The sequence below is a fragment of the Streptomyces actuosus genome (assembly GCF_016921115.1).
GTDB classification, from domain to species: Bacteria; Actinomycetota; Actinomycetes; order Streptomycetales; family Streptomycetaceae; genus Streptomyces; species Streptomyces actuosus_A.
Genome location: NZ_JAFFZS010000023.1, coordinates 72,708 through 93,205, shown reverse-complemented (window position 1 = coordinate 93,205; position 20,498 = coordinate 72,708). Strand labels below are relative to the sequence as shown.

Sequence of the window (20,498 nt, the reverse complement as noted above, 5' to 3'; positions counted from 1 at the left end):
CTTCGGGGGTCATGACCTCGAACGACGCCTCAGCTCCCGGTGGCCAGCGCGGCCGTCGCCGCACCCTGGGCCGGGGGCCGGGCGCCGACCCCGCGTCGTCCGAGCCGCCCGGGCAGGACAGGCTTTCCACGGGCGACGTCCCGGGCGGGGCGGAGCCCGCCGCGGCCGGCCCCGAGCCGGGAGAGGCAGGTGCGCAGGAGGCTCCCCGAGGTGCGGGGCCCGGACCCGCCGCGGCGCCGCCGACGGCGTTCACGGACGCCGTGCCGCCCACGGATTCGCCTCCCGCCGTCCCCCCGCCGGCGGACTCACCGCCCTCCGGGCCGTGCGAGGCCTCCCCGCCGGTGGCCTCCCCGCCGGTGGCCTCCCCGCCCGGTGAGGCGCCTCCCGGCGGCGCCCCGCTCGAAGACCCGCCTCCCGCCACGCCGCCCGCGGACCTCCCGTCCTCCGCCCCCTCGTCCGCGGACCTCCCGTCCGCGGACGGTCCGGAGGCCTCCGGCGACGGTGTCTTCACCGTGCGGCTGGCCAACTTCGAGGGCCCCTTCGACCTGCTGCTCCAGTTGATCTCCAAGCACCGGCTCGATGTCACGGAGGTCGCCCTGTCGAAGGTGACCGACGAGTTCATGGCGCACATCCGGGCCATGGGTCCGGACTGGGACCTGGACGAGACGACCGAGTTCCTGGTCGTCGCCGCCACCCTGCTGGACCTCAAGGCCGCCCGGCTGCTGCCCGCCGCCGAGGTGGAGGACGAGGCCGACCTCGCCCTGCTGGAGGCACGGGACCTGCTGTTCGCGCGGTTGCTGCAGTACCGGGCGTACAAGCGGATCGCCGACATCTTCGGCGCCCGGCTGGAGGACGAGGCCCTGCGCCACCCCCGTACCGTGGGTCTCGAACCCGAGCTGGCCGAGCTGCTGCCCGAGGTCGTCATCAGCATCGGCGCCGAGGGGTTCGCCGCGCTCGCGGTCAAGGCGATGCAACCGAAGCCGAAACCCCAGGTGTACGTCGACCACATCCACGCGCCGCTGGTCAGCGTGCAGGAGCAGGCCGGGATCGTCGTCGCCCGCCTCAGGGAACTGGGGGAGGCGACCTTCCGCGCTCTGGTGGAGGACACCGGCGACACCCTCACCGTCGTGGCGCGCTTCCTCGCCCTGCTGGAGCTGTACCGGGAGAAGGCGGTCGCCCTGGAACAGGAGGACGCGCTCGGCGAGCTGACCGTGCGCTGGACCGGCGGGGACACGGACGCGGCGCCGATGGTGACCGACGAGTTCGACCGGCCGCCCGAGCCCGACGAAGGGTCCGGCGGGGGCCGCAAGGCCGCCAGGACAGGCGGGGCCGGTGCGACAGACGAGGCGGCTGCGGCCGGCGAGCCCGGCGGGGCGGAGACGGCGAGCGGTCCGAGGAGGAGAGGAAGCCGTGAGTGAGGGGACCGCGGGTGCTCCCGCCGGGGCGCACACCGCCGCCGATCTGGAGCTGAAGCCCGCCCTGGAGGCCGTGCTGATGGTCGTCGACGAGCCCGCGACCGTGGAGCGCCTCGCCAGGATCCTGGAGCGGCCCGCGCGGCAGGTCGCCGACGTGCTGCGGGAACTGGCCGACGAGTACACCCTGCAGGGCCGCGGGTTCGAGCTGCGCCACGTCGCCGGCGGCTGGCGCTTCTACACCCGTCCCGCCTACGCCGCGGCGGTCGAACGGCTCGTCCGGGACGGGCAGACCGCCCGCCTCACGCAGGCCGCCCTGGAGACCCTCGCCGTCGTCGCCTACCGCCAGCCGGTGAGCCGCAGCCGTGTCTCGGCGGTGCGGGGGGTCAACTGCGACGGCGTGATGCGGACCCTCCTGCAGCGGGGACTGGTCGAGGAGGCGGGCGCGGAACCCGAAACAGGTGCGATCCTGTACAGGACGACGAACTACTTCCTGGAGCGGATGGGCCTGCGCGGCCTGGACGAGCTCCCGGAGCTCGCGCCCTTCCTACCGGAGGCGGAGGCGATCGAGGCCGAGACCCAGGAGGGGGTGCCGTCGTTCGACCCGGACGCTCCCGATGACGCCCCGGGCGCCGCCCGGGGCAGCATCCCGGGCACCGACGACGATGACGACCAGACGGAACTTTGATGCGAAGCAGCGGCAACAGCGGCGGGCGCGGTAACTACCGCGGAGCCGGCAACAACAGGGACCAGAAGCAGGGGCAGGGCCGCCCCCGCAAGCCCCGCCCCGAGGAGCGCCGCTACGACGTGGGCCCGGGCGCCTCGCCGGACGGCCCCAAGTCCGGGCGCGGCGGCTCCGCGCGCGGTGGCGCCAAGGGCGGGCCGAAGCAGTCGCAGCAGCGGGGCCGCAGCGCCCCGGCGCGGTCCCGCGAGTACGAGGCCCGCGCCGAGGAGCGCAACCGGGAGCGGTACGCGGGCAAGAAGGACGTCAAGCTCCCCAAGACCTTCCCCGGTGCCGAGCAGGAGGGCGAGCGGCTGCAGAAGGTCCTCGCGCGCGCGGGCTACGGTTCCCGGCGCGCCTGCGAGGAGCTGATCGACCAGGCCCGGGTCGAGGTCAACGGGCAGATCGTGATCGAGCAGGGTCTGCGCGTCGACCCCGAGAAGGACGAGATCAAGGTCGACGGCCTGACCGTCGCCACGCAGTCCTACCAGTTCTTCTCGCTGAACAAGCCCGCCGGTGTCGTCTCCACCATGGAGGATCCCGAGGGCCGCCAGTGCCTCGGCGACTACGTCACCAACCGTGAGACGCGGCTCTTCCACGTCGGCCGGCTCGACACCGAGACCGAGGGCGTCATCCTGCTCACCAACCACGGCGAGCTCGCCCACCGGCTGACCCACCCCAAGTACGGCGTGAAGAAGACCTATCTCGCGCACATCGTCGGCCCCATCCCGCGGGACCTGGGCAAGCGCCTGAAGGACGGGATCCAGCTGGAGGACGGCTACGCGCGCGCGGACCACTTCCGGGTCGTGGAGCAGACCGGCAAGAACTACCTGGTCGAGGTGACCCTGCACGAGGGCCGCAAGCACATCGTGCGCCGCATGCTTGCCGAGGCCGGTTTCCCGGTCGACAAACTGGTGCGCACCGCCTTCGGCCCGATCACCCTCGGCGACCAGAAGTCGGGCTGGCTGCGCCGGCTGTCGAACACCGAGGTCGGGATGCTGATGAAGGAAGTCGACCTCTAGAAGCCGCTTGTGTCCGACCCCCACCCCTCTTTATAGTCGTAGTGACTATTAAGAGGGGTGGGGTCATGCCGGCGCAGGACCGGACGGGCGGCTACGACCGGCACGCGTACGAGCCGTTCGCCGTCACCGTCGACCTCGCGGTCCTCACCGTCCGCGACGGCGTCCTGCACGTCCTGCTCGTCGAACGCGGGCAGGAACCCCACATCGGCCGCTGGGCCCTGCCCGGCGGCTTCCTGCTGCCGCACGAGTCCGCGGAGACGGCCGCCCGGCGCGAACTCGCCGAGGAGACGGGACTGGCGGACGTCGCCGGGCCGCACCTGGAGCAGCTGCGCACCTACAGCGACCCCGGCCGTGACCCCCGGATGCGGGTCGTCTCGGTCGCGTTCACCGCGCTGCTGCCCGACGCCCCCGAGCCACGCGGAGGCGGCGACGCGGCGCAGGCGCGCTGGCTGCCGTACGGCGCGCCGGGACCGCTCGCCTTCGACCACGACCGGATCCTGGCCGACGCCCACGACCGGGTCGGCGCCCAGCTGGAGTACCGCTCCGTCGCGACCGCCTTCTGCCCGCCGGAGTTCACCCTCGGTGAGCTCCAGCAGGTCTACGAGACGGTCTGGGACACCGCCCTGGACCGGCCCAACTTCCGCCGCAAGGTGCTGGCCACCCACGGATTCGTCGAGCCCGTGCCGGGTGCAGCCCGACTGACCGGCGGCCGCGGCAAGCCCGCCGCCCTCTACCGCGCGGGCACCGCCACCACCCTGCACCCGCCTCTGCTCCGCCCGTCCCGGGAAGGACGCCCCGCATGACCGTGAGGAAGACACCCGCCACCGGAGCGCTGCTGGGCCTCGCCCTGGGAGACGCGCTCGGCTTCCCGACCGAGTTCCACGACGTGCCGTCGATCCTCGCCAAGAGCGGCCCGTGGCGGGAGATGGAGCTCCCCACGCCCGCGTACGTCACCGACGACACCCAGATGACCCTGGCGCTCGGGCGCGGCCTGCGCGCCGCCATGGACCGGGGCACCCTGGCGCCCCGACGGCTGGAGCGGCCCGTCCGCGAGCAGTTCGTGGACTGGTACCGGTCCCCGGACAACAACCGTGCCCCCGGCCGCACCTGCCTCGTCGCCTGCGACCTGCTCCGGAAGGAGGACCGGGCGTGGCAGGACGCGAGCCGGATCCACTCCAAGGGCTGCGGCGCCAACATGCGGGTCGCGCCCGTCGGGCTCGCCCCCGGCCTGAGCGACGAACAGCGCTCGGGTGCCGCCCAGCTCCAGGCCGCCCTCACCCACGGGCATCCCACCGCTCTCGCCGCGTCCGACCTCACCGCGCACGCCGTACGGCTGCTCGCGCAGGGCGCCGAGCCGACCGGACTGGTCGGTCTGCTGCGGTCGTACGCCTACGACAACCGCACCCGCTACCACCACACCTGGCTCGGCGACCTGTGGACCCGCAGCCAGGACCCCACGCCGGAGCACTTCATCGCGCGCGGCTGGGACGACTGCCTGGCGATCCTGCGGCGACTGCAGGACGCCGTGCGGACCCCCTCCCCGGAGACCGACCCCTGCCTGGCCACCGGCGAGGGCTGGATCGCCGAAGAGGCCCTGGCGACCGCTCTGCTGTGCTTCCTGCTCTTCCCGGACGAGCCGCTGACCGCACTGCGCCGCGCCGCCTGCACCGCGGGCGACTCCGACTCCCTCGCCTGCCTGGCGGGTGCCTTCGCCGGCGCCCACCTGGGCGCGGACGCCTGGCCGGCGCGTTGGGCGGACCGGATCGAGTACCGCGGGGAGCTCCTGGCGCTCGGAGCGCTCTGGGACGCCTGACCTCCACCGCCCGGCCCGCTCGCCCGGACGGTCCGGGCGGTGGGACGGCCTCAGGCCAGGCTGATGCGGTCGCCCTCGACGGTGATCTCCTTCTCCGGCAGCGGCCGCGTAGCCGGCGGACGCGCCACCGAGCCGTCCGTGATGCGGAACCTGCTGCCGTGGCACGGGCAGCCGATGGTGCCCTCCGAGACCGTGTCCACCGTGCAGCCCTGATGGGTGCAGATCGCCGAGAAGGCCTTGAACTCGCCCTGCTCCGGCTGGGTGACGACGACCTTCTCGGCCGCGAAGATCCTTCCGCCGCCGACCGGGATCTCGTCCGTCCGCGCCAGCTCCTGCCCGGCCGCCGCGGACGAGCCGGAGTCGCTGCCGCCGCCGCTTCCGTACTCCCCGCAGCCGGCGGCCAGTGCCGCCGCACCGGTCGTGAGCAGCACGGTGCGCCGTGTCGGGACGTGGGTCATGTCGTTGCTCCGAACGTGCGGAAGAACCAGAGGGCGGAGGTCAGCCAGAGCACCGTCAGCGCGGCGAACACGAGCCCACCGAGGATCGGGAGCAGCCGGCCGGGAAGGCGCTCCGAGCGCAGCAGCAGCATCTTGGCACTGAAGGCACCGAAGAAGAAGCACCCCAGAAGCGAGTGCCACACCACCCGCGTCTCGTACGACTGGAAGCCCAGGGCGTACAGGCAGTGCACCGCCACCGGGACCGCGATCAGGAACGCCGCCCGCCCCGACCAGCGGTGCAGCACCGGAGCCCAGCGCGGGCCGGGCAGCCTGCCGTACATCATCAGGGCCGACGCGACCTGGACGAGCGCGAAGAACACCGCCGCCGTCGCCAGCCACGACTTCACCGCACCCGTGCTGCTGAACCCGGCGATATCGAACGCCGTGCCCGCCGGGTCGTGGACGCGGCCGTACACGCCGAGGGCGACCGCCACCGCGGCGGCGACCAGGGCCGGGAGCAGGTACCGGGCCGGGCCGGCGCGACCGGGGCCGGGGGAGGGGACGTCCTGGGTGGGCGCGTTCGGGTCCACGGTCATGATCGCCTCCCTGCGGCGAGCGGACGGGCCAAGGGGGTCAGGGGGTCACCGGGCGGGCCGTGAGCTGTCGCCCGTCGACCGTCACCGCGCCGGTCTCCGGGGCGATCCGGGGTGCCGCGGACGGCGTACCGTCGCGCGTGACCACTCCGACCTGGGTGCCGTCCTTCAGGACGATCCAGCCGCCGTCGATCCGCGCACCGCGCACCGTGGCGGTCGCCCGCCACAGGCGGGACCTCGGCGCGGCCCGGTCCGCGGTGAACGCATGGCGCACTCCGCCGGAATCGACCGTTCCGCTGATTTGGTCGCCGCCCTCCAGCGTGCCGTCGAGCTCGCTGCCGTCCTGGCCCGTGAGCCGCATGCTGCCGTCGTCGGCGATGTCGCCCTTCAGCCACGACTCCCGGGTACGGCCGTCGCAGAAGTAGGCGACGGCCTTGCGGTCACGGACCGTCACCGCGACGGCGGCGGTGTCGTCGGCGGTGCGGCCCGCGTAGTCCGCGTCGGGCACGGGCGTCCTGGACAGGGTGGGCGACGGCGGCGCGCTCGTCACCGGTGCCGACGCGGGTGTCGTGGCCGGCGACTGCCGCCGCGGCTCGGACGCGGTCCGCTCCCCGCCCGAGGCGGCGTCGAGCGAGAGCAGCGCAATGCCCAGCAGCAGCCCTGCGAGCAGGGTGAGCAGGGGACCGGGACGTTTCATGGGCGGTCTCCCCCCGAGGCGTCTCCTGCCATGAGAGCGGACCGTGCGCGCCGCGTCCAGAGGGCGTGCCCAGGCGTCCGCCGTCCGGCACCGGCTCGCGTGGCCGGCACCGCGAACGCCCGGGCCGCGGGGCGTCCGCGAGTGCGCCGGTCCCTCCTCGCCGCCGCCCGCGCAGCACTTTCGGCCGGCACCGGAGCCGGAGCCGCGGGGGAGAGGCCCCGAGGGCGGGCGGCCGGGAGACCCGGACGGCCCCGGCGGGGCGGCGTCGGCGGTCCGGACGGCCCGCACGGCGGGGCGGCGCACCCGCCCCCGTGGGAGGAGCCGCGTCCGCGGCCCGGTCCGCGGGCCCCGTCTCAGGGGACGGGCATCGGGCACCGGCACCTGCCCGGGCTGACTAGGCTGGACGGACGAGGAACCGATTCGCAGCACAGCAAGGAGCATCGCCGTGGCGGTACGAGCGGTCCGGGGCGCCGTCCAACTCGACCAGGACGAGGCCGGCCACATGGACGAGCGGGTCGGAACCCTGCTCACCGCCGTCCTGGAACGGAACGGCCTGACCGCCGACGACCTGATCAGCGTCTGGTTCACGGCCACGCCCGACCTGCACAGCGACTTCCCCGCCGCCGCGGCCCGCAAGCTCGGCATCACCGACGTGCCCCTCATCTGCGCCCAGGAACTCGACGTCGAGGGGGCCATGCCCCGCGTCGTGCGCGTCCTCGCCCACGTCGAGTCCGACCGGGCCCGCGCCGACATCACCCACGTCTACCTCGGTGCCGCCGCCGCCCTGCGCAAGGACATCGCCCAGTGAGGACCGCACTCGTCATCGGCACCGGGCTCATCGGCACCTCGGCCGCCCTCGCCCTCACCCGGCGCGGCGTCGTCGTCCACCTCGCCGACCACGACCCGGAGCAGGCCCGCACGGCCGCCGCGCTCGGCGCCGGCACCGACGAACCGCCCCAGGGGCCCGTCGACCTCGCGGTCGTCGCCGCCCCGCCCGCCCACGTCGCCGCCGTGCTGGCCGACACCATGCGCCGCGGTGCGGCCCGCGGTTACCTCGACGTGGCCAGCGTCAAGGGCGGCCCGCGCCGCGAGCTGGAGGCCCTCGGCCTGGACCTCGCCCCGTACATCGGCACCCACCCCATGTCGGGCCGCGAGAAGTCCGGCCCGCTCGCCGCGACCGCCGACCTGTTCGAGGGCCGGCCCTGGGTCCTCACCCCGACCCGGGACACCGACACCGAGGTGCTGAACCTCGCCCTGGAGCTGGTCTCGCACTGCCGGGCCGTGCCGGTCGTCATGGACGCCGACGCCCACGACCGCGCCGTCGCCCTCGTCTCCCACATGCCCCACCTGGTGTCCAGCATGGTCGCCGCCCGCCTGGAGCACGCCGAGGAGGCCGCCGTACGGCTGTGCGGGCAGGGCATCCGGGACGTGACCCGGATCGCCGCCTCCGACCCGCGGATGTGGATCGACATCCTCTCCGCCAACCCCGGACCGGTCGCCGACCTGCTCACCGACGTCGCCTCCGACCTGGAGGAGACCGTGCGGGCGCTGCGGGCGCTGCAGTCCGCCGACGACTCCGGGCGCCGCGACGGCGCCACCGGCATCGAGGACGTGCTGCGCCGCGGCAACGCCGGCCAGGTCCGGGTGCCCGGCAAGCACGGCACCGCCCCGCGGACGTACGAGGTCGTGGCCGTCCTCATCGACGACCAGCCCGGCCAGCTGGCCCGCATCTTCGCCGACGCGGGACAGGCCGGCGTCAACATCGAGGACGTGCGGATCGAGCACGCCACCGGGCAGCAGGCCGGCCTGGTGCAGCTGATGGTGGAACCGAAGGCGGCCCCGGTGCTGACCGCCGCCCTGCGCGAGCGGGGCTGGGCCCTCCGCCAGTGAGGACGGCTCCGGCGAGCCAGTAACCTTGTGCGGGGCGGTTCGCGCCCCGCACACCACCACCGCAGCGCACCAGGAAGGTGTCCCCCCGTGGAAAACGGCGCCGCCCAGCCCGTGATTGTCGCCATCGACGGCCCCTCCGGCACGGGCAAGTCGAGCACGTCCAAGGCCGTGGCCGCCCAGCTCGGGCTCAGCTACCTGGACACCGGCGCCCAGTACCGGGCCATCACCTGGTGGATGGTGACCAACGGGATCGACATCGACGACCCTTCGGCGATCGCCGCGGTGGCCGGCAAGCCCGAGATCGTCTCCGGCACCGATCCGTCCGCCCCGGCGATCACCGTCGACGGCGTGGACGTCTCCGGCCCGATCCGCACCCACGACGTCACCTCCAAGGTCAGCGCGGTCAGTGCCGTCGCCGAGGTGCGGGCCCGGATCACCGAGCTCCAGCGGTCCATCGCGGTCGGCGCCGCGCGCGGCATAGTCGTCGAGGGCCGTGACATCGGCACCACGGTGCTGCCCGACGCCGATCTGAAGATCTTCCTCACCGCCACCCCGGAGGCGCGTGCCGCGCGGCGCAGCGGCGAGCTGCGGGGCGTCGACGTCCACTCCACCCGCGAGGCGCTGCTCAAGCGGGACGCGGCGGACTCCAGCCGCAAGACCTCCCCGCTGGCCAAGGCCGGCGACGCCGTCGAGGTCGACACCACCGACCTCACGCTGTCGCAGGTCGTCGAGTGTGTCGTCACTCTCGTCGAGGAGAAGCGGGCCGCGAAGTGACCGCACCGTCCGCACAGCGCGCCGAGATCGGGCGGCGCATCGGCGTCCCGCTGATGTACGGGCTGTGGAAGCCGCGTGTGCTCGGCGCCTGGCGGGTGCCCGCGAGCGGCCCTGCCATCCTCGCCGTCAACCACTCCCACAACGTAGACGGCCCGATGGTGATGGGCGTGGCGCCCCGGCCCGTGCACTTCCTGATCAAGAAGGAGGCGTTCGTCGGCCCGCTCGGCCCCTTCCTGACCGGCATCGGCCAGCTGAAGGTGGACCGGGACGTCGCCGACCGCACCGCGATCACGCAGGCTCTCGACGTCCTCGCGGCAGGCGGTGTCCTCGGGATCTTCCCGGAGGGCACCCGCGGCGAGGGCGACTTTGCCGCGCTGCGCTCCGGGCTCGCCTACTTCGCGGTGCGTTCCGGGGCGCCCGTCGTCCCGGTGGCGGTCCTGGGAAGTTCCGAGCGGCGCGGGTGGTTGGCCAAGGGACTGCCCCCGCTGCGCTCGCGCGTCGACGTCGTCTTCGGCGACCCGTTCGACGCGGGCGACGGCAGCGGGCGCCGCACGCGCAAGGCCCTCGACGAGGCGACCGAGCGCATCCAGAAGCAGCTCACCGGCCACCTGGAAAACGCCAGGCGCCTCACCGGGCGCTGAGCGACACTGTGAGTAGTGGATCACCCTCACCGGACGGTCCACCGACCACCACGATGAACAACGAGGTACGGACCCCATGAACGACCACATCCAGCCCGACGGCTCGGCCGAGCACGAGTACGAGCACGGGGCTCTCGGCGACGCCGAGTACGCGGAGTTCATGGAGCTCGCCGCGGAAGAGGGCTTCGACCTGGCGGACGTCGAGGGCGCGATCGAGGCGGCAGGTCACGGCCCGCTCCCGGTCCTCGCCGTCGTCGGCCGGCCGAACGTCGGCAAGTCGACCCTCGTCAACCGGATCATCGGCCGCCGTGAGGCCGTCGTCGAGGACCGGCCGGGCGTCACCCGCGACCGCGTCACCTACGAGGCCGAGTGGGCGGGCCGCCGCTTCAAGGTCGTCGACACCGGCGGCTGGGAGCAGGACGTCTTCGGTATCGACGCCTCCGTGGCCGCGCAGGCCGAGTTCGCGATCGACGCCGCCGACGCCGTCGTCTTCGTGGTCGACGCCAAGGTCGGTGCCACCGACACCGACGAGGCGGTCGTACGGCTGCTGCGCAAGGCCGGCAAGCCGGTCGTGCTGTGCGCCAACAAGGTCGACGGCCCCAGCGGCGAGGCCGACGCGGCCTACCTGTGGTCCCTCGGCCTCGGCGAGCCGCATCCGGTGTCCGCGCTGCACGGACGCGGCACCGGCGACATGCTGGACGCCGTCCTGGAGGTGCTGCCGGAGGCGCCGCGCGAGTCGTTCGGCGGGGGCGGCATCGGCGGCCCGCGCCGCATCGCGCTGATCGGCCGCCCCAACGTCGGCAAGTCCTCCCTGCTGAACAAGGTGGCGGGCGAGGAGCGCGTCGTCGTCGACGAACTCGCCGGCACCACCCGCGACCCGGTCGACGAGCTGATCGAACTGGGCGGAACGACCTGGAAGTTCGTCGACACGGCCGGCATCCGCAAGCGCGTCCACCTCCAGCAGGGCGCCGACTACTACGCCTCCCTGCGTACCGCCGCCGCCGTCGAGAAGGCCGAGGTCGCGGTCGTCCTGATCGACTCCGCCGAGTCCATCTCCGTGCAGGACCAGCGCATCATCACCATGGCCGTGGAGGCGGGCCGCGCTCTGGTCGTCGCCTACAACAAGTGGGACACCCTCGACGAGGAGCGCCGCTACTACCTGGAGCGCGAGATCGAGACCGAGATGGGCCAGGTCTCCTGGGCGCCCCGGGTCAACGTCTCGGCGCGCACCGGCCGCCACATGGAGAAGCTGGTGCCGGCGATCGAGACCGCCCTGGCCGGCTGGGAGACCCGCGTCCCGACGGGCCGCCTGAACGCCTTCCTCGGCGAGCTGGTCGCCGCCCACCCGCACCCGATCCGCGGCGGCAAGCAGCCGCGGATCCTGTTCGGCACCCAGGCCGGCACCAAGCCGCCGCGGTTCGTGCTGTTCGCCTCCGGCTTCATCGAGGCCGGCTACCGGCGGTTCGTCGAACGCCGACTGCGCGAGGAGTTCGGCTTCGAGGGCACGCCCATCCACATCTCGGTGCGGGTGCGCGAGAAGCGCGGTTCGCGGAAGAAGTAGTCACCGAGGCGTGCGGAAGGGCGGCTCCGGAAGGGGCCGCCCTTCGCGCTGTCCGGCCGACTGCCGCGGGGCCGGTCAGACGCCGCCGCTCCGGCCGGGCGGCAGCGCCGCCGGGAAGTGCTGCGTCACGTTCGAACCCTGCGGACCGATGTGCCCGACGCGCTGCCACTGCGGCTGCTGCCGTGCGCTGAACGCGCCGGCGCTGTAGGCGCTGAACGAACCCGATCTGTACGGGGTGCTCCCGAAGGCGCTGAACCCGAGGTCCTCCTCGCCGCTGCGATCACCCGGCAGCGTGCGGAAGGACTTGACGTACTCGGCGTAGAGCGCGTCGTAGATCGGCGTGGCCGATGGGCCGCCCAGGGGGTCCTGGCGGCGGGGAACGTCATAGGTGTGCACGTACAGCCAAACGACGCCGACGCGCGGGAGGATGCGGCCCCGCGGTGCGGTTCGGCGTGCGCGGTGCTCAGGTACCCGCCAGCGGCAGGGCCGCCGCCACGAGCTTCCCGTTGGCCGCGGCCTTGTCCAGCGCGTCCCGCAGCAGGTCCTCGCGGGGCTGACGGCCGATGGAGCCCACCGGGGCCGCGTACATCAGCACCTGCTGGTGCTTGTTGGCGGCGGCCCGCCAGCCGTCGGTGACCTGGAGCGGCTGATGGGCCTGCCACCAGGCCACCGGCTGGCTCCCGTCGGGGCCCGGCTGGAGCACGGCGTGCAGCTGTCCCATGGCCAGCAGCACCGACCATCCGTGCTGCACCGGCGGCACGCCGGTCAGTTCGGTCAGCGGCATGAAGCCCTGTTCGATCAGGAGCGGCAGGAAGTCGTCGCCTGCGCCGGTGGTGCCGGGCCGGACGATGGGCGCGGTCGGCTCCACGACCAGGGCGGGGTGCAACTCCCCGGCGATCAGGACGAGTCCGCTGGTGACACCGAGCACGGCCTGCTCGGGGACGGACTTCTCCGGCTCGGTGACGGCGGGGACGGCGGCGTCGGCGGAGATGTCCCCGCCGATGGAGCGGACGGCGCCCTGCAGCTGCTCCTCGGTGACCTGGACGACCTGCGAGGGCAGGCAGCCGGCGTGGGCGAAGGCGAGCACGGCGGTCTCGTCGCCGATGAACAGCACGGTGCTGGTGGGCTCGCGTTCGGAGTCACCGGGCGTGCGGCAGGAGGTGCAGTCGTAACTGCCGGGCGCGTTCTCTCCGGCGAGCAGCCGGTCGGCTTCTTCGTCGCCGATCTCGGCGCGTACCTCGTCGCTGACGTCGAGCATGCGCGGCACGGGTGGCTCCCTCGGGATGCGGTGCGGTGGCGAGACCGGGTGGGTCCCCGGCTCATGAAGGAGACAACGGGCGATCTGTGGTGGGAGTCACGCACGGGTCCGATCGGAATCGCACCATCCGGCGCGTACGGTCACCTCCGCTCCGGAATCGGTCACTCAACGTCAAGAGTTGTCTCAGTCAAGGAAGTTGACGCGGTGAAGTGGGTCACAGATCGACGCGGAACGTGCGCCTGATATCGCGAAATGAGCGGATGTAGTGGGTGGCCGGAATTCGCGGATACTCGCGGTAACGTCCAACTGGCCTGGAATGACGAGGAGTTGGTTGATGGCAGTCCCTCACGCTCCGTAGATTCCTCGGCCGTGTGCAACGAGCACCGCTCGGGTACGTCCACCGACCGCTCCGCAGCCAGACTCGGAGCAGCACGACCTCCGGTGGACGGGGCGAGCGCGACCGACGCGTCCATGCGCGCCGGGCGTGTTCCGCCTTGGGGGATCCCGGGTCCTTCGAGAGGGAACTTCATGTCCGAATGTGCCGATGACTCGCGCAACAACGTTCGCAGCACCCGGAGCACGGCCCGGGGCAGGGGCCAGGCCCGCACGACGGCGGCTCTCGCCGGGGCGGTGCTCCTCGCCCCCCTGGGCCTGCTGGCCGCAGCCGGCAGCGCCACGGCGGCGGACGGCGGCGTGTGGGACCGCATCGCCCAGTGCGAGAGCGGCGGCAACTGGCACATCAACACCGGCAACGGCTACTACGGCGGGCTCCAGTTCTCCGCCGGCACCTGGCGCGCGTACGGCGGCACGGCTTACGCGCCGACCGCCGACCGTGCCTCCCGGCAGCAGCAGATCGCCGTCGCCACCAAGGTCCAGCACGCCCAGGGGTGGGGTGCGTGGCCCGTCTGCTCGGCGCGTGCCGGAGCCTCCGGCAGCGCACCCGCGGCGGGTGCGGCAGGCGCGTCGACCGGATCCGGCACGTCCCACGCGTCGGGCAGCTCGCACACGTCCGGGTCGGGCACGTCCACGAGGCCGACCCGGAGCAGTCAGTCCGCGAGGGCGGGTGCGACCACCCGGAAGCCGATGAAGGCGTCCGGGCCGGAGAAGGCTCCGGCCCGCACGAGCGGCCGTGCCGAGCGCGGCGGTTCCCGCGGCGACTACACCGTCCGCAAGGGCGACACGCTGAGCGGCATCGCCGCCCGGCACGGGACCACCTGGCAGCGGATCTACGCCGCCAACAAGGCCGTCATCGGTGGTGATCCCGACCTGATCGTGCCCGGGCAGCGCCTCGCGCTCTGAGCCACCCCCCTCGCCCGGTGCACCGGGCCCCGCCCGGTCGGCAGACCGGGCGGGGCCGCACCTTCGCAGGAGGCCCGCGTGGACCCCGCGGCCCCGTGCCGCCGGCCGGTGTGTCAGCCCGGCCGGTCCGGCGGGTGCGGCCCCCGGGCCCGGCGCCCGCCGGGCCCGGGCGGGGTGCGGTCGGCCCCCGCCGTGCGGCGTTCCAGCTCACTCGCCTCGCCGCTGAACACCACGGAGCCGCGCCGCAGTTCGTACACGAACAGCGGCCGGCCGAGCAGCGCCGGGGGCAGCCGCTGCTCGGCGACGACCACGCAGGCGTCCAGAGACGCCAGCACCTCGTAGGTGCGGGCCGCGACCGCGGGCGACATGCCCTGGGCGGGCTCGTCGACGAGGACCACGCGTGCGCGTGCCAGCAGGGCGCGGGAGACGGCGAGCATGCGCTGCTCCCCGCCGGAGAGGGTGCCGGCACGCCGGGGGAGGAGCGGTCGGAGCTGCGGGTAGGCGTCGAGGGCGGCGTCGACGGCCGGGGCGGACAGGCCGAGGTTGTCGCGCACGGTCAGGGAGCCGAACACCGCCTGCCGCTCGGGCACCAGGCACATCCCGCGCCGTGCCCGCTCGTGGGCGGGCATCCGGGTCACGTCGGTGCCGTCCCACACGACCGCACCGCCCGACAGCGGCACCGTGCCGGCCAGTGCCCGCAGGACGGTGCTGCGGCCGGAGCCGTTACGGCCCAGCAGCACGGTGAGGCCGGGGCCCGGGGCGACGAGCGTGACGCCGTGCAGTGCCTCCAGGGGGCCGTAGCGCACGCGCGCGTGGCGCAGCGAGACGGCTGTCACGGCCGCCTCCCCGGGCGGCCCGGTGGGGCGGCCGGGCCGGCGACGGCGTCGAGGACCCGGTCGGGTGGGCCGGAGGCGACGATCCGGCCCGCGGTCATCACATGGACGACATCGGCCAGATCGGCGACGAGGTCCAGGTCGTGCTCGACGACGAGCAGCGCCATGCCGTCGGCGGCCAGCGCCCCGAGCACACCGGCCAGGGCCGTCACCTCGGCGCTGTCCAGGCCGGCGGCCGGCTCGTCCAGCAGCAGTACGAGCGGGCTGCCCGCCAGGGCGCGGGCCAGCTCGACGCGGCGCAGGGTGCCGGTGGGCAGGCCCGCGGCGGGCAGGGCCCGCACCGGTCCGTCCAGGCCGAGCAGCCGCAGGGTCCGCTCCACAGCGGCCGGGTCGGCGACACGGCCCTGCTCGGCGCCGATCCGGACGTTCTCGGAGACCGTCAGGGACGGGAAGACGGCCAGCTCCTGGAAGGTCCGGGCGATCCCCAGCCGGGTCCGGGCGTGCGCCGCGGTGCGGGTCACGTCCCGGCCGCCCAGCCGCACCCGTCCCTGCGCGGGGCGCACCGTGCCGGCCAGGCAGTGGAACAGGGTGCTCTTGCCCGCGCCGTTGGGCCCCACCACCGCGGTCACCCGGCCGGCCGGCACGTCGAGATCGACACCGTCGAGCGCCGTGAAACCGGCGTAGCGGACGTGCAGGCCGCGGGCGGTGAGGAGGACGGCGCGGCTGCGGCGCTCGCGACCGGGGGAGGGCGGCAGGCGCCCGGGACGGGTCCCGCGAGTGCCTCGGGGGGCCGAGGCTCCGGACGAGGGTGCCGCGGCCGTGCGGGGCGTGGGGCCGGTGGCCGCGGGTGCCGCGGGTGCCGCGGGTGCTGCCGGGGCCGCCGCGGACCGGGGCCGGTGCGGCGGCCGGGCGAGGCCCGGCGCCGGGGCTTCGCCGGCCCGTCCGCCCGTTCCTCCCGCCCCCGGCGGAGCCTCGGCCGCCCGTTGTGGGGCTGCGCCCCCGCCTTTCGCTGCGGTGCGTGCTCCTCGTGGCGCCGTGCCCGCGCCTCCCGCTGTGGTGCGTGCCCCTCGTGAGGTCGTTCCCGCACCTTCAGCCGGGGCACCCGACCCTCCGGGCGCCGTCGCCCGGGCCGCCCCGCCCCACGCGGCCGGGGCCGGGGCCGTCGCCCCCGCCGGCGCGGGCCGGGGACCCGGGCGCGGCCGGGCGGGGCGCAGCCTCCTGCGGAGCTCGGCACCCCGCGCCGTCAAGTCCGCCGGCCGCCGCAGCCGCGCGCGCCACGCCGCCGCCCGCAGCGCCTCGAACGGTCCGCCGGGGAATCGGCCGACGAGGACCGCCAGAACGCCGATCACGGCCGCCGCCATGCCGCCGCGGGCACCGGCGTCCAGACCGACCAGGAGAGCTGCGGCGGCCAGGGCGCCGAGGGTGCTGTCGGCGCCCAGAACGACGACCGCGGCGAACCAGAGCAGGCCGCGCACGGGGTCGAAGGCGCCGGGGTCGAAGGCGCGCAGCCCCATGCCGAGCAGACCACCGCCGAGGGCGGCCAGCGCGGCGCCCGAGACGAAGGCCAGCAGCTTGAGCGAGGGGACCTGCACACCCGCCGCGGACGCGCCCGGTTCATGGTCCCGCATGGCCGCGAGGGCCCGGCCGGTGCGCCCGGTGCGCAGCCGCCGCGCCGCCAGCAGGGCGGCCGCCAGGAGGGCAAGCTCCAGGACGTAGTAGGCGCGGTCGCCCTCGAAGCCGGAGGGGCGGCCCAGCGCCAGCTGGGAGGTGGCGTACGGCTGGGCGAAGACGAACCGGCTCACACCGACGCCCACCGCGAAGGTGGCCAGGGCCAGCGCCAGGCCGTGCCGGCTGATCGCCGGCCAGCCCGTCAGCAGGCCCAGCGGCGCCACCAGGGCCACCGCCACCGCCAGGGCCGCCAGCTCCGGCAGCCGGGGCAGACCCGGGAAGCGGCCCGCGGCCAGCAGCGCGGTGAACAGGGCGCCCAGGCCCGCGTACGCCGCCTGGCCGAGGGAGATCTGGCCGCCGCGGCCGGTCACGACCACCAGCGACAGCAGCACCACGCCCAGCGCGGGCACCTGCACCGCGGTGTGCAGGTCCTCGCCCGCGAGGCCCAGCGGCAGCAGGAACAGTACGAGGGCCACGAGCCACGCTCCGTGCGGGGCCGGCATGCGCTCCCCGACGACGGCGCGCGGCGCCGTCCGGCCCGCGCCGACACCCGGCAGGACGAGCGCGGCGACCAGCAGTGCCACCACGAACAGGTTCGCGCCGACGGCCTGCACCAGCGGCGCGGCCCAGCCCGACGGGTGCAGCCGCGTCAGCTGGCTCTGCGCCACTCCGATGCCCAGCGCCACCACCACCGCCACGGGCAGGCTCCGCATCCGGGCCGCGACCGCGACCGCGACCACCTCCATGACCAGCAGCGGCAGCCCGTAGGGGTCCAGACGCACGTACGGGGCCAGCAGCACCCCCGTCAGACCGGCCGTGAACGCCCCGAACGCCCACCCGGCCGCCGCCACCCGGTCGGCGTCGATGCCGCCGAGCACGGCCAGCTGCCGGTCGTCGACGACCGCGCGCAGCTCACGCCCGAACCGCGTCCAGCGGATCACCGCGCCGGTGCCCGCCGCCAGCGCCACCGCCACCGCCAGCTGACCCCACGGCTCGACCGGCACGAGGTCGGGCGCGTCGCTGCGCGCCCCCTGCCCCCACACCAGCGCCGCCCCGCCCACCAGCAGCACGAACACCCCGATGGACGCCACGAGCGTCTGCTCCGGGGCACCACCCCGCACCGCCGGGGCACGGAAGACGAACCGCTCCAGGACCACCCCGATGCCCGGCGCGACGACCACCAGCGTCACCAGCGCCCCCAGCCACAGCGGCCAGCCCCACCCGACCACGCACTGCCGCAGCACGTAGGCGCACACCATCGCGATCGCCCCGTGCGCGAAATTGAGTACTCCGGTCGCCCGGTACGTCACGATCAGGCCGATCCCGGTGAGCGCGGCGGCGCTGCCGACCGCGAGCCCGGCCACGGCGAGGTCGTAGGTGAGGGAGGACATCAGTCGGCTTCTTCAGCCGGATGGCAGATCGGGCACGCGCCGAGGCCGCCGTCGGCCAGCAGCTTCGCGTCCACCGGGACCGCCTCCGCCTTCCCGGCCACCAGGGGGCAGTCCGCGCGATGCCACAGCGTGCCGCCCGGCACCATCAGCTTCTCCCCGCTCACCGCGAGCGGCGCGCCCGTCGCGGGGGCGGCATCCTCGGGCCCGGCGGGCCCGGCCTCCACCAGCAGCCCGTACAGCTCCTCCACACGGGCGGCGGCGACGTGGCTGCGGCCATGCGTGAGCAGCACGGCCCCGGCGACGATCAGCGCGGCTCCGGGGATCGTGCAGGAGGCGAGATAGGGCAGCTGGCGTTCGGCGAACCGTTCGCCGGAGACGCCGTACCAGCCGATGAAGCACAGCACGCCGCCCGCCGCGAGCGCGGCCCAGCCGGCCCACAGCACGGGGTGCACGGTCCGCAGTCGGTCGGCTGTCCTCATCTCGGCTCCCGCACGTCGTCCGTCTGTCCATGCCGGCCAATGGCTTGCACTATGCCCTGAGGAAGCCGACCCTGAAAGCACCGGGCGAACCCGGCCCGGACCGACACCCGGTGGTGAGCCAGATGGTTCTCGGGATCGACCTCAGCCGGAGGACGGCGACGACGGGACGCGGCCCGGTGGCGGCGGGACGGGGCACGGCGTTCGCAGCCGCCCTCGTTCTCATTCTCGCCCCGGCGCTTGCGTCGTGCAGCGACGGCGGTGGTGGGGGCTCGTCGTCCTCGTCCCCGGAGCAGACGGCCAGCGCCTCCCCGTCCCTACCCGCCGACGTGGCGGCGGCCGAGCAGCAGATCAAGGAGAACTGGCAGAAGTTCTTCGACCCGAACACCTCCCTGACGGACAAGCAGGCGGTCCTGGAGAACGGCGACCGGATGGCGCCGGTGCTCCAGGCCTTCAGCGGCGACCAGCGCGGCGGACAGGTGCAGGCGACGGTGGAGAAGGTCGAGTTCACCTCGGCCGGGCAGGCCACGGTCACCTACGACCTGACCCTGAACGGCGCCACCGTGCTGCCCGGCGCCTCCGGCACCGCCGTCGAGCAGGACGGCACCTGGAAAGTGTCCGTCAGCACCCTGTGCGCACTGGTGCAGCTGAGCGGCAATGAGTCCGCCTCGCAGTCGCCGCTGCCGGGCTGCTGAGGCCGTCGCCGGGGTCCTGCTGCTCGTCCTGGTCGCGGCCTGCGGCAGCAGGCTGCCGGAGAGCGACTTCGGCACCGGCACCCGCGGCCCGGCGACCGCCGCCAGCGGCGGCCCGCCGATCCCCGTCGGCATCATCACCAGTGCCACCAGCCCGGTCGGCGGGAGCGCCTTCACCGGACCGCGCGACGGCGCCCGCGCCTACTTCGACCGGCTCAACGCCCGGGGCGGGATCGCCGGCCGCCGCGTGGAGGTGCACCTGTGCGACGACGGCGGCAGCGGCGTCGGCAACAACACCTGTGTGCACCGGCTGATCGACGAGGACAAGGTCGTCGCCCTGGTCGCCACCACCGTCCTGGACTACGCCGGCGCCCCCCGTGTCTCCCGCGCGGGCGTGCCCGACGTCGGCGGCCAGCCCATCGGCGCCGCCTACGACACCTGGCCCCACCTGTACGGCATCTACGGCAGCTCCGCGCCCCGCGACGGCACCCCCGGCTGGGGCGGCACGCTGTACGGAGGCACGGAGGTGTACCGCTACTTCGCTCGCGAGCACGGCGCCCGCACCGCCGCCGTGGTGTCGTACAACCAGTCCGCCTCGGCCGCCTACGCCCGGCTCGTCGAGCGCGGTCTGAAGGCCGAGGGCTACCGCGTGATTCCCGAGCAGGTCGACTTCGCGCTGCCCAACTTCCGCGCTGTCGCGGCCGACCTGAAGGCCCGGGGCGCGGATCTGGTCTTCGACGCCATCGACACCCACGGCAACGCTCAGCTGTGCAAGGCCATGGACGAGGTCGGCGCCCGTGTCACCGCCAAGGTGACGAACGTGCAGAACTGGACGTCCACCGTCCCCGACGACTACAAGGACGCCCCGCACTGCCGCAACACCCTGTGGGTGACCGGCTCCAGCCGCAACTACGAGGACACCGGCCAACCGGCCGTCCGCGCGTTCCGGGACGCCACCCGGGGGCTGAGCACGCACTCCCAGTGGCAGCTGGAGGGCTGGGCCGCCGCGATGTGGTTCACCGGCGCGGCCGAGTCCTGCGCCCGCGGCGCCGGCGTCACGCGCGCGTGCGTGGACGGAGTCGTGGGTCGCACCCACGACTACACCGCCGACGGCCTGCTGCTGCCGGTGTCCTTCACGAGCCTGCCGCAACCGCCCACGACCAGCCGGACATGCCTGTCGGTGGCCCGCTGGGAGGACGGCGGTGGCTGGGTGACGCAGGGCGACATGAACCGCAACTGCTTCGACGTGCCGCAGCTGCCGTACCGGCCCTGAATCCGGGTGCGGGCGGGCCCCGCCCGCACCCGGAGCGTGCCGGCCCT

General features: G+C 74.5%; 21 protein-coding genes. 13 read left to right on the top strand and 8 right to left on the bottom strand.

Going from position 1 to position 20,498, the window contains the following annotated elements; genetic code table 11:
* Positions 1 to 11 precede the first annotated feature (11 nt).
* From JS756_RS24745 to JS756_RS24725, 5 genes are all read left to right on the top strand, one after another.
* Complete coding sequence (locus JS756_RS24745; protein WP_240204299.1) at positions 12 to 1,418, top strand: segregation and condensation protein A; 1,407 nt, start codon at positions 12 to 14, stop codon at positions 1,416 to 1,418.
* Complete coding sequence (gene scpB / locus JS756_RS24740; protein WP_205385398.1) at positions 1,411 to 2,100, top strand: SMC-Scp complex subunit ScpB; 690 nt, start codon at positions 1,411 to 1,413, stop codon at positions 2,098 to 2,100. Before JS756_RS24745 ends, scpB begins: the two co-directional genes overlap by 8 nt.
* Positions 2,100 to 3,155: a pseudouridine synthase gene (locus tag JS756_RS24735; protein ID WP_205385397.1), complete on the top strand. Its 1,056-nt coding sequence runs from the start codon at positions 2,100 to 2,102 to the stop codon at positions 3,153 to 3,155. The genes scpB and JS756_RS24735 overlap by 1 nt, the downstream gene beginning before the upstream one ends.
* A 65-nt stretch (positions 3,156 to 3,220) precedes the next feature.
* Positions 3,221 to 3,958, top strand: a complete 738-nt coding sequence (locus JS756_RS24730; RefSeq protein WP_205385396.1) for an NUDIX hydrolase — start codon at positions 3,221 to 3,223, stop codon at positions 3,956 to 3,958.
* Positions 3,955 to 4,968: an ADP-ribosylglycohydrolase family protein gene (locus tag JS756_RS24725; protein ID WP_205385395.1), complete on the top strand. Its 1,014-nt coding sequence runs from the start codon at positions 3,955 to 3,957 to the stop codon at positions 4,966 to 4,968. The genes JS756_RS24730 and JS756_RS24725 overlap by 4 nt, the downstream gene beginning before the upstream one ends.
* A gap of 50 nt (positions 4,969 to 5,018) precedes the next feature.
* Here the strand turns inward: JS756_RS24725 and JS756_RS24720 are convergent, their stop codons facing one another.
* From JS756_RS24720 to JS756_RS24710, 3 genes are read right to left on the bottom strand one after another with little or no spacing between them, the layout of a single operon-like run.
* Positions 5,019 to 5,426, bottom strand: coding sequence for a Rieske (2Fe-2S) protein (locus JS756_RS24720; RefSeq protein ID WP_205385394.1), 408 nt, complete (start codon positions 5,424 to 5,426; stop codon positions 5,019 to 5,021).
* Positions 5,423 to 6,001, bottom strand: a complete 579-nt coding sequence (locus JS756_RS24715) for a DUF6529 family protein (protein WP_205385393.1) — start codon at positions 5,999 to 6,001, stop codon at positions 5,423 to 5,425. Before JS756_RS24715 ends, JS756_RS24720 begins: the two co-directional genes overlap by 4 nt.
* Positions 6,002 to 6,038: 37 nt before the next feature.
* Positions 6,039 to 6,695 carry a hypothetical protein gene (locus tag JS756_RS24710; protein ID WP_205385392.1) on the bottom strand — a complete coding sequence of 219 codons (657 nt, stop codon included), beginning with the start codon at positions 6,693 to 6,695 and terminating at the stop codon, positions 6,039 to 6,041.
* Between the two features lie 445 nt (positions 6,696 to 7,140).
* Between JS756_RS24710 and aroH the strand changes: the two genes are divergently transcribed.
* From aroH to der, 5 genes are all read left to right on the top strand, one after another.
* Entirely contained in the window at positions 7,141 to 7,503 is a 363-nt protein-coding gene (gene aroH, locus JS756_RS24705; protein ID WP_205385391.1) for a chorismate mutase, read from the top strand.
* Positions 7,500 to 8,585: a prephenate dehydrogenase gene (locus JS756_RS24700; protein ID WP_205385390.1), complete on the top strand. Its 1,086-nt coding sequence runs from the start codon at positions 7,500 to 7,502 to the stop codon at positions 8,583 to 8,585. The genes aroH and JS756_RS24700 overlap by 4 nt, the downstream gene beginning before the upstream one ends.
* 87 nt (positions 8,586 to 8,672) lie before the next feature.
* Positions 8,673 to 9,359: a (d)CMP kinase gene (cmk, locus tag JS756_RS24695; RefSeq protein ID WP_205385389.1), complete on the top strand. Its 687-nt coding sequence runs from the start codon at positions 8,673 to 8,675 to the stop codon at positions 9,357 to 9,359.
* Positions 9,317 to 10,000: a lysophospholipid acyltransferase family protein gene (locus tag JS756_RS24690; RefSeq protein ID WP_438817344.1), complete on the top strand. Its 684-nt coding sequence runs from the start codon at positions 9,317 to 9,319 to the stop codon at positions 9,998 to 10,000. Before cmk ends, JS756_RS24690 begins: the two co-directional genes overlap by 43 nt.
* Before the next feature lie 76 nt (positions 10,001 to 10,076).
* The gene (gene der, locus JS756_RS24685) at positions 10,077 to 11,561 is read left to right on the top strand and encodes a ribosome biogenesis GTPase Der (protein ID WP_205385388.1); all 1,485 of its coding nucleotides are present in this window, start codon (positions 10,077 to 10,079) and stop codon (positions 11,559 to 11,561) included.
* A gap of 75 nt (positions 11,562 to 11,636) precedes the next feature.
* Here der and JS756_RS24680 read toward each other — a convergent pair whose 3' ends face one another.
* Complete coding sequence (locus tag JS756_RS24680; RefSeq protein ID WP_205385387.1) at positions 11,637 to 11,957, bottom strand: hypothetical protein; 321 nt, start codon at positions 11,955 to 11,957, stop codon at positions 11,637 to 11,639.
* A gap of 67 nt (positions 11,958 to 12,024) precedes the next feature.
* Positions 12,025 to 12,828: a DUF8842 C-terminal domain-containing protein gene (locus tag JS756_RS24675; protein ID WP_205385386.1), complete on the bottom strand. Its 804-nt coding sequence runs from the start codon at positions 12,826 to 12,828 to the stop codon at positions 12,025 to 12,027.
* A gap of 519 nt (positions 12,829 to 13,347) precedes the next feature.
* On the opposite strand from JS756_RS24675, the gene JS756_RS24670 reads away from it, so the two are divergent.
* Positions 13,348 to 14,118 carry a LysM peptidoglycan-binding domain-containing protein gene (locus JS756_RS24670; protein WP_205385385.1) on the top strand — a complete coding sequence of 257 codons (771 nt, stop codon included), beginning with the start codon at positions 13,348 to 13,350 and terminating at the stop codon, positions 14,116 to 14,118.
* A gap of 113 nt (positions 14,119 to 14,231) precedes the next feature.
* Here JS756_RS24670 and JS756_RS24665 read toward each other — a convergent pair whose 3' ends face one another.
* Genes JS756_RS24665 through JS756_RS24655 form a run of 3 tightly spaced genes read right to left on the bottom strand, consistent with a single transcriptional unit; the run spans position 14,232 to position 18,489 of the window.
* Entirely contained in the window at positions 14,232 to 14,954 is a 723-nt protein-coding gene (locus JS756_RS24665; RefSeq protein ID WP_205385384.1) for an ABC transporter ATP-binding protein, read from the bottom strand.
* Positions 14,951 to 18,010, bottom strand: a complete 3,060-nt coding sequence (locus JS756_RS24660) for an ABC transporter permease subunit (RefSeq protein ID WP_205385383.1) — start codon at positions 18,008 to 18,010, stop codon at positions 14,951 to 14,953. Before JS756_RS24660 ends, JS756_RS24665 begins: the two co-directional genes overlap by 4 nt.
* Positions 18,010 to 18,489, bottom strand: coding sequence for a hypothetical protein (locus tag JS756_RS24655; RefSeq protein ID WP_205385382.1), 480 nt, complete (start codon positions 18,487 to 18,489; stop codon positions 18,010 to 18,012). The genes JS756_RS24660 and JS756_RS24655 overlap by 1 nt, the downstream gene beginning before the upstream one ends.
* A gap of 122 nt (positions 18,490 to 18,611) precedes the next feature.
* Here JS756_RS24655 and JS756_RS24650 point away from each other — a divergent pair, with 122 nt between their 5' ends.
* Both JS756_RS24650 and JS756_RS24645 read left to right on the top strand, forming a co-directional pair.
* Positions 18,612 to 19,181, top strand: coding sequence for an MTB12 C-terminal domain-containing protein (locus tag JS756_RS24650; protein WP_205385381.1), 570 nt, complete (start codon positions 18,612 to 18,614; stop codon positions 19,179 to 19,181).
* Positions 19,144 to 20,451 carry an ABC transporter substrate-binding protein gene (locus JS756_RS24645; RefSeq protein ID WP_205385380.1) on the top strand — a complete coding sequence of 436 codons (1,308 nt, stop codon included), beginning with the start codon at positions 19,144 to 19,146 and terminating at the stop codon, positions 20,449 to 20,451. Before JS756_RS24650 ends, JS756_RS24645 begins: the two co-directional genes overlap by 38 nt.
* Positions 20,452 to 20,498 lie beyond the last annotated feature (47 nt).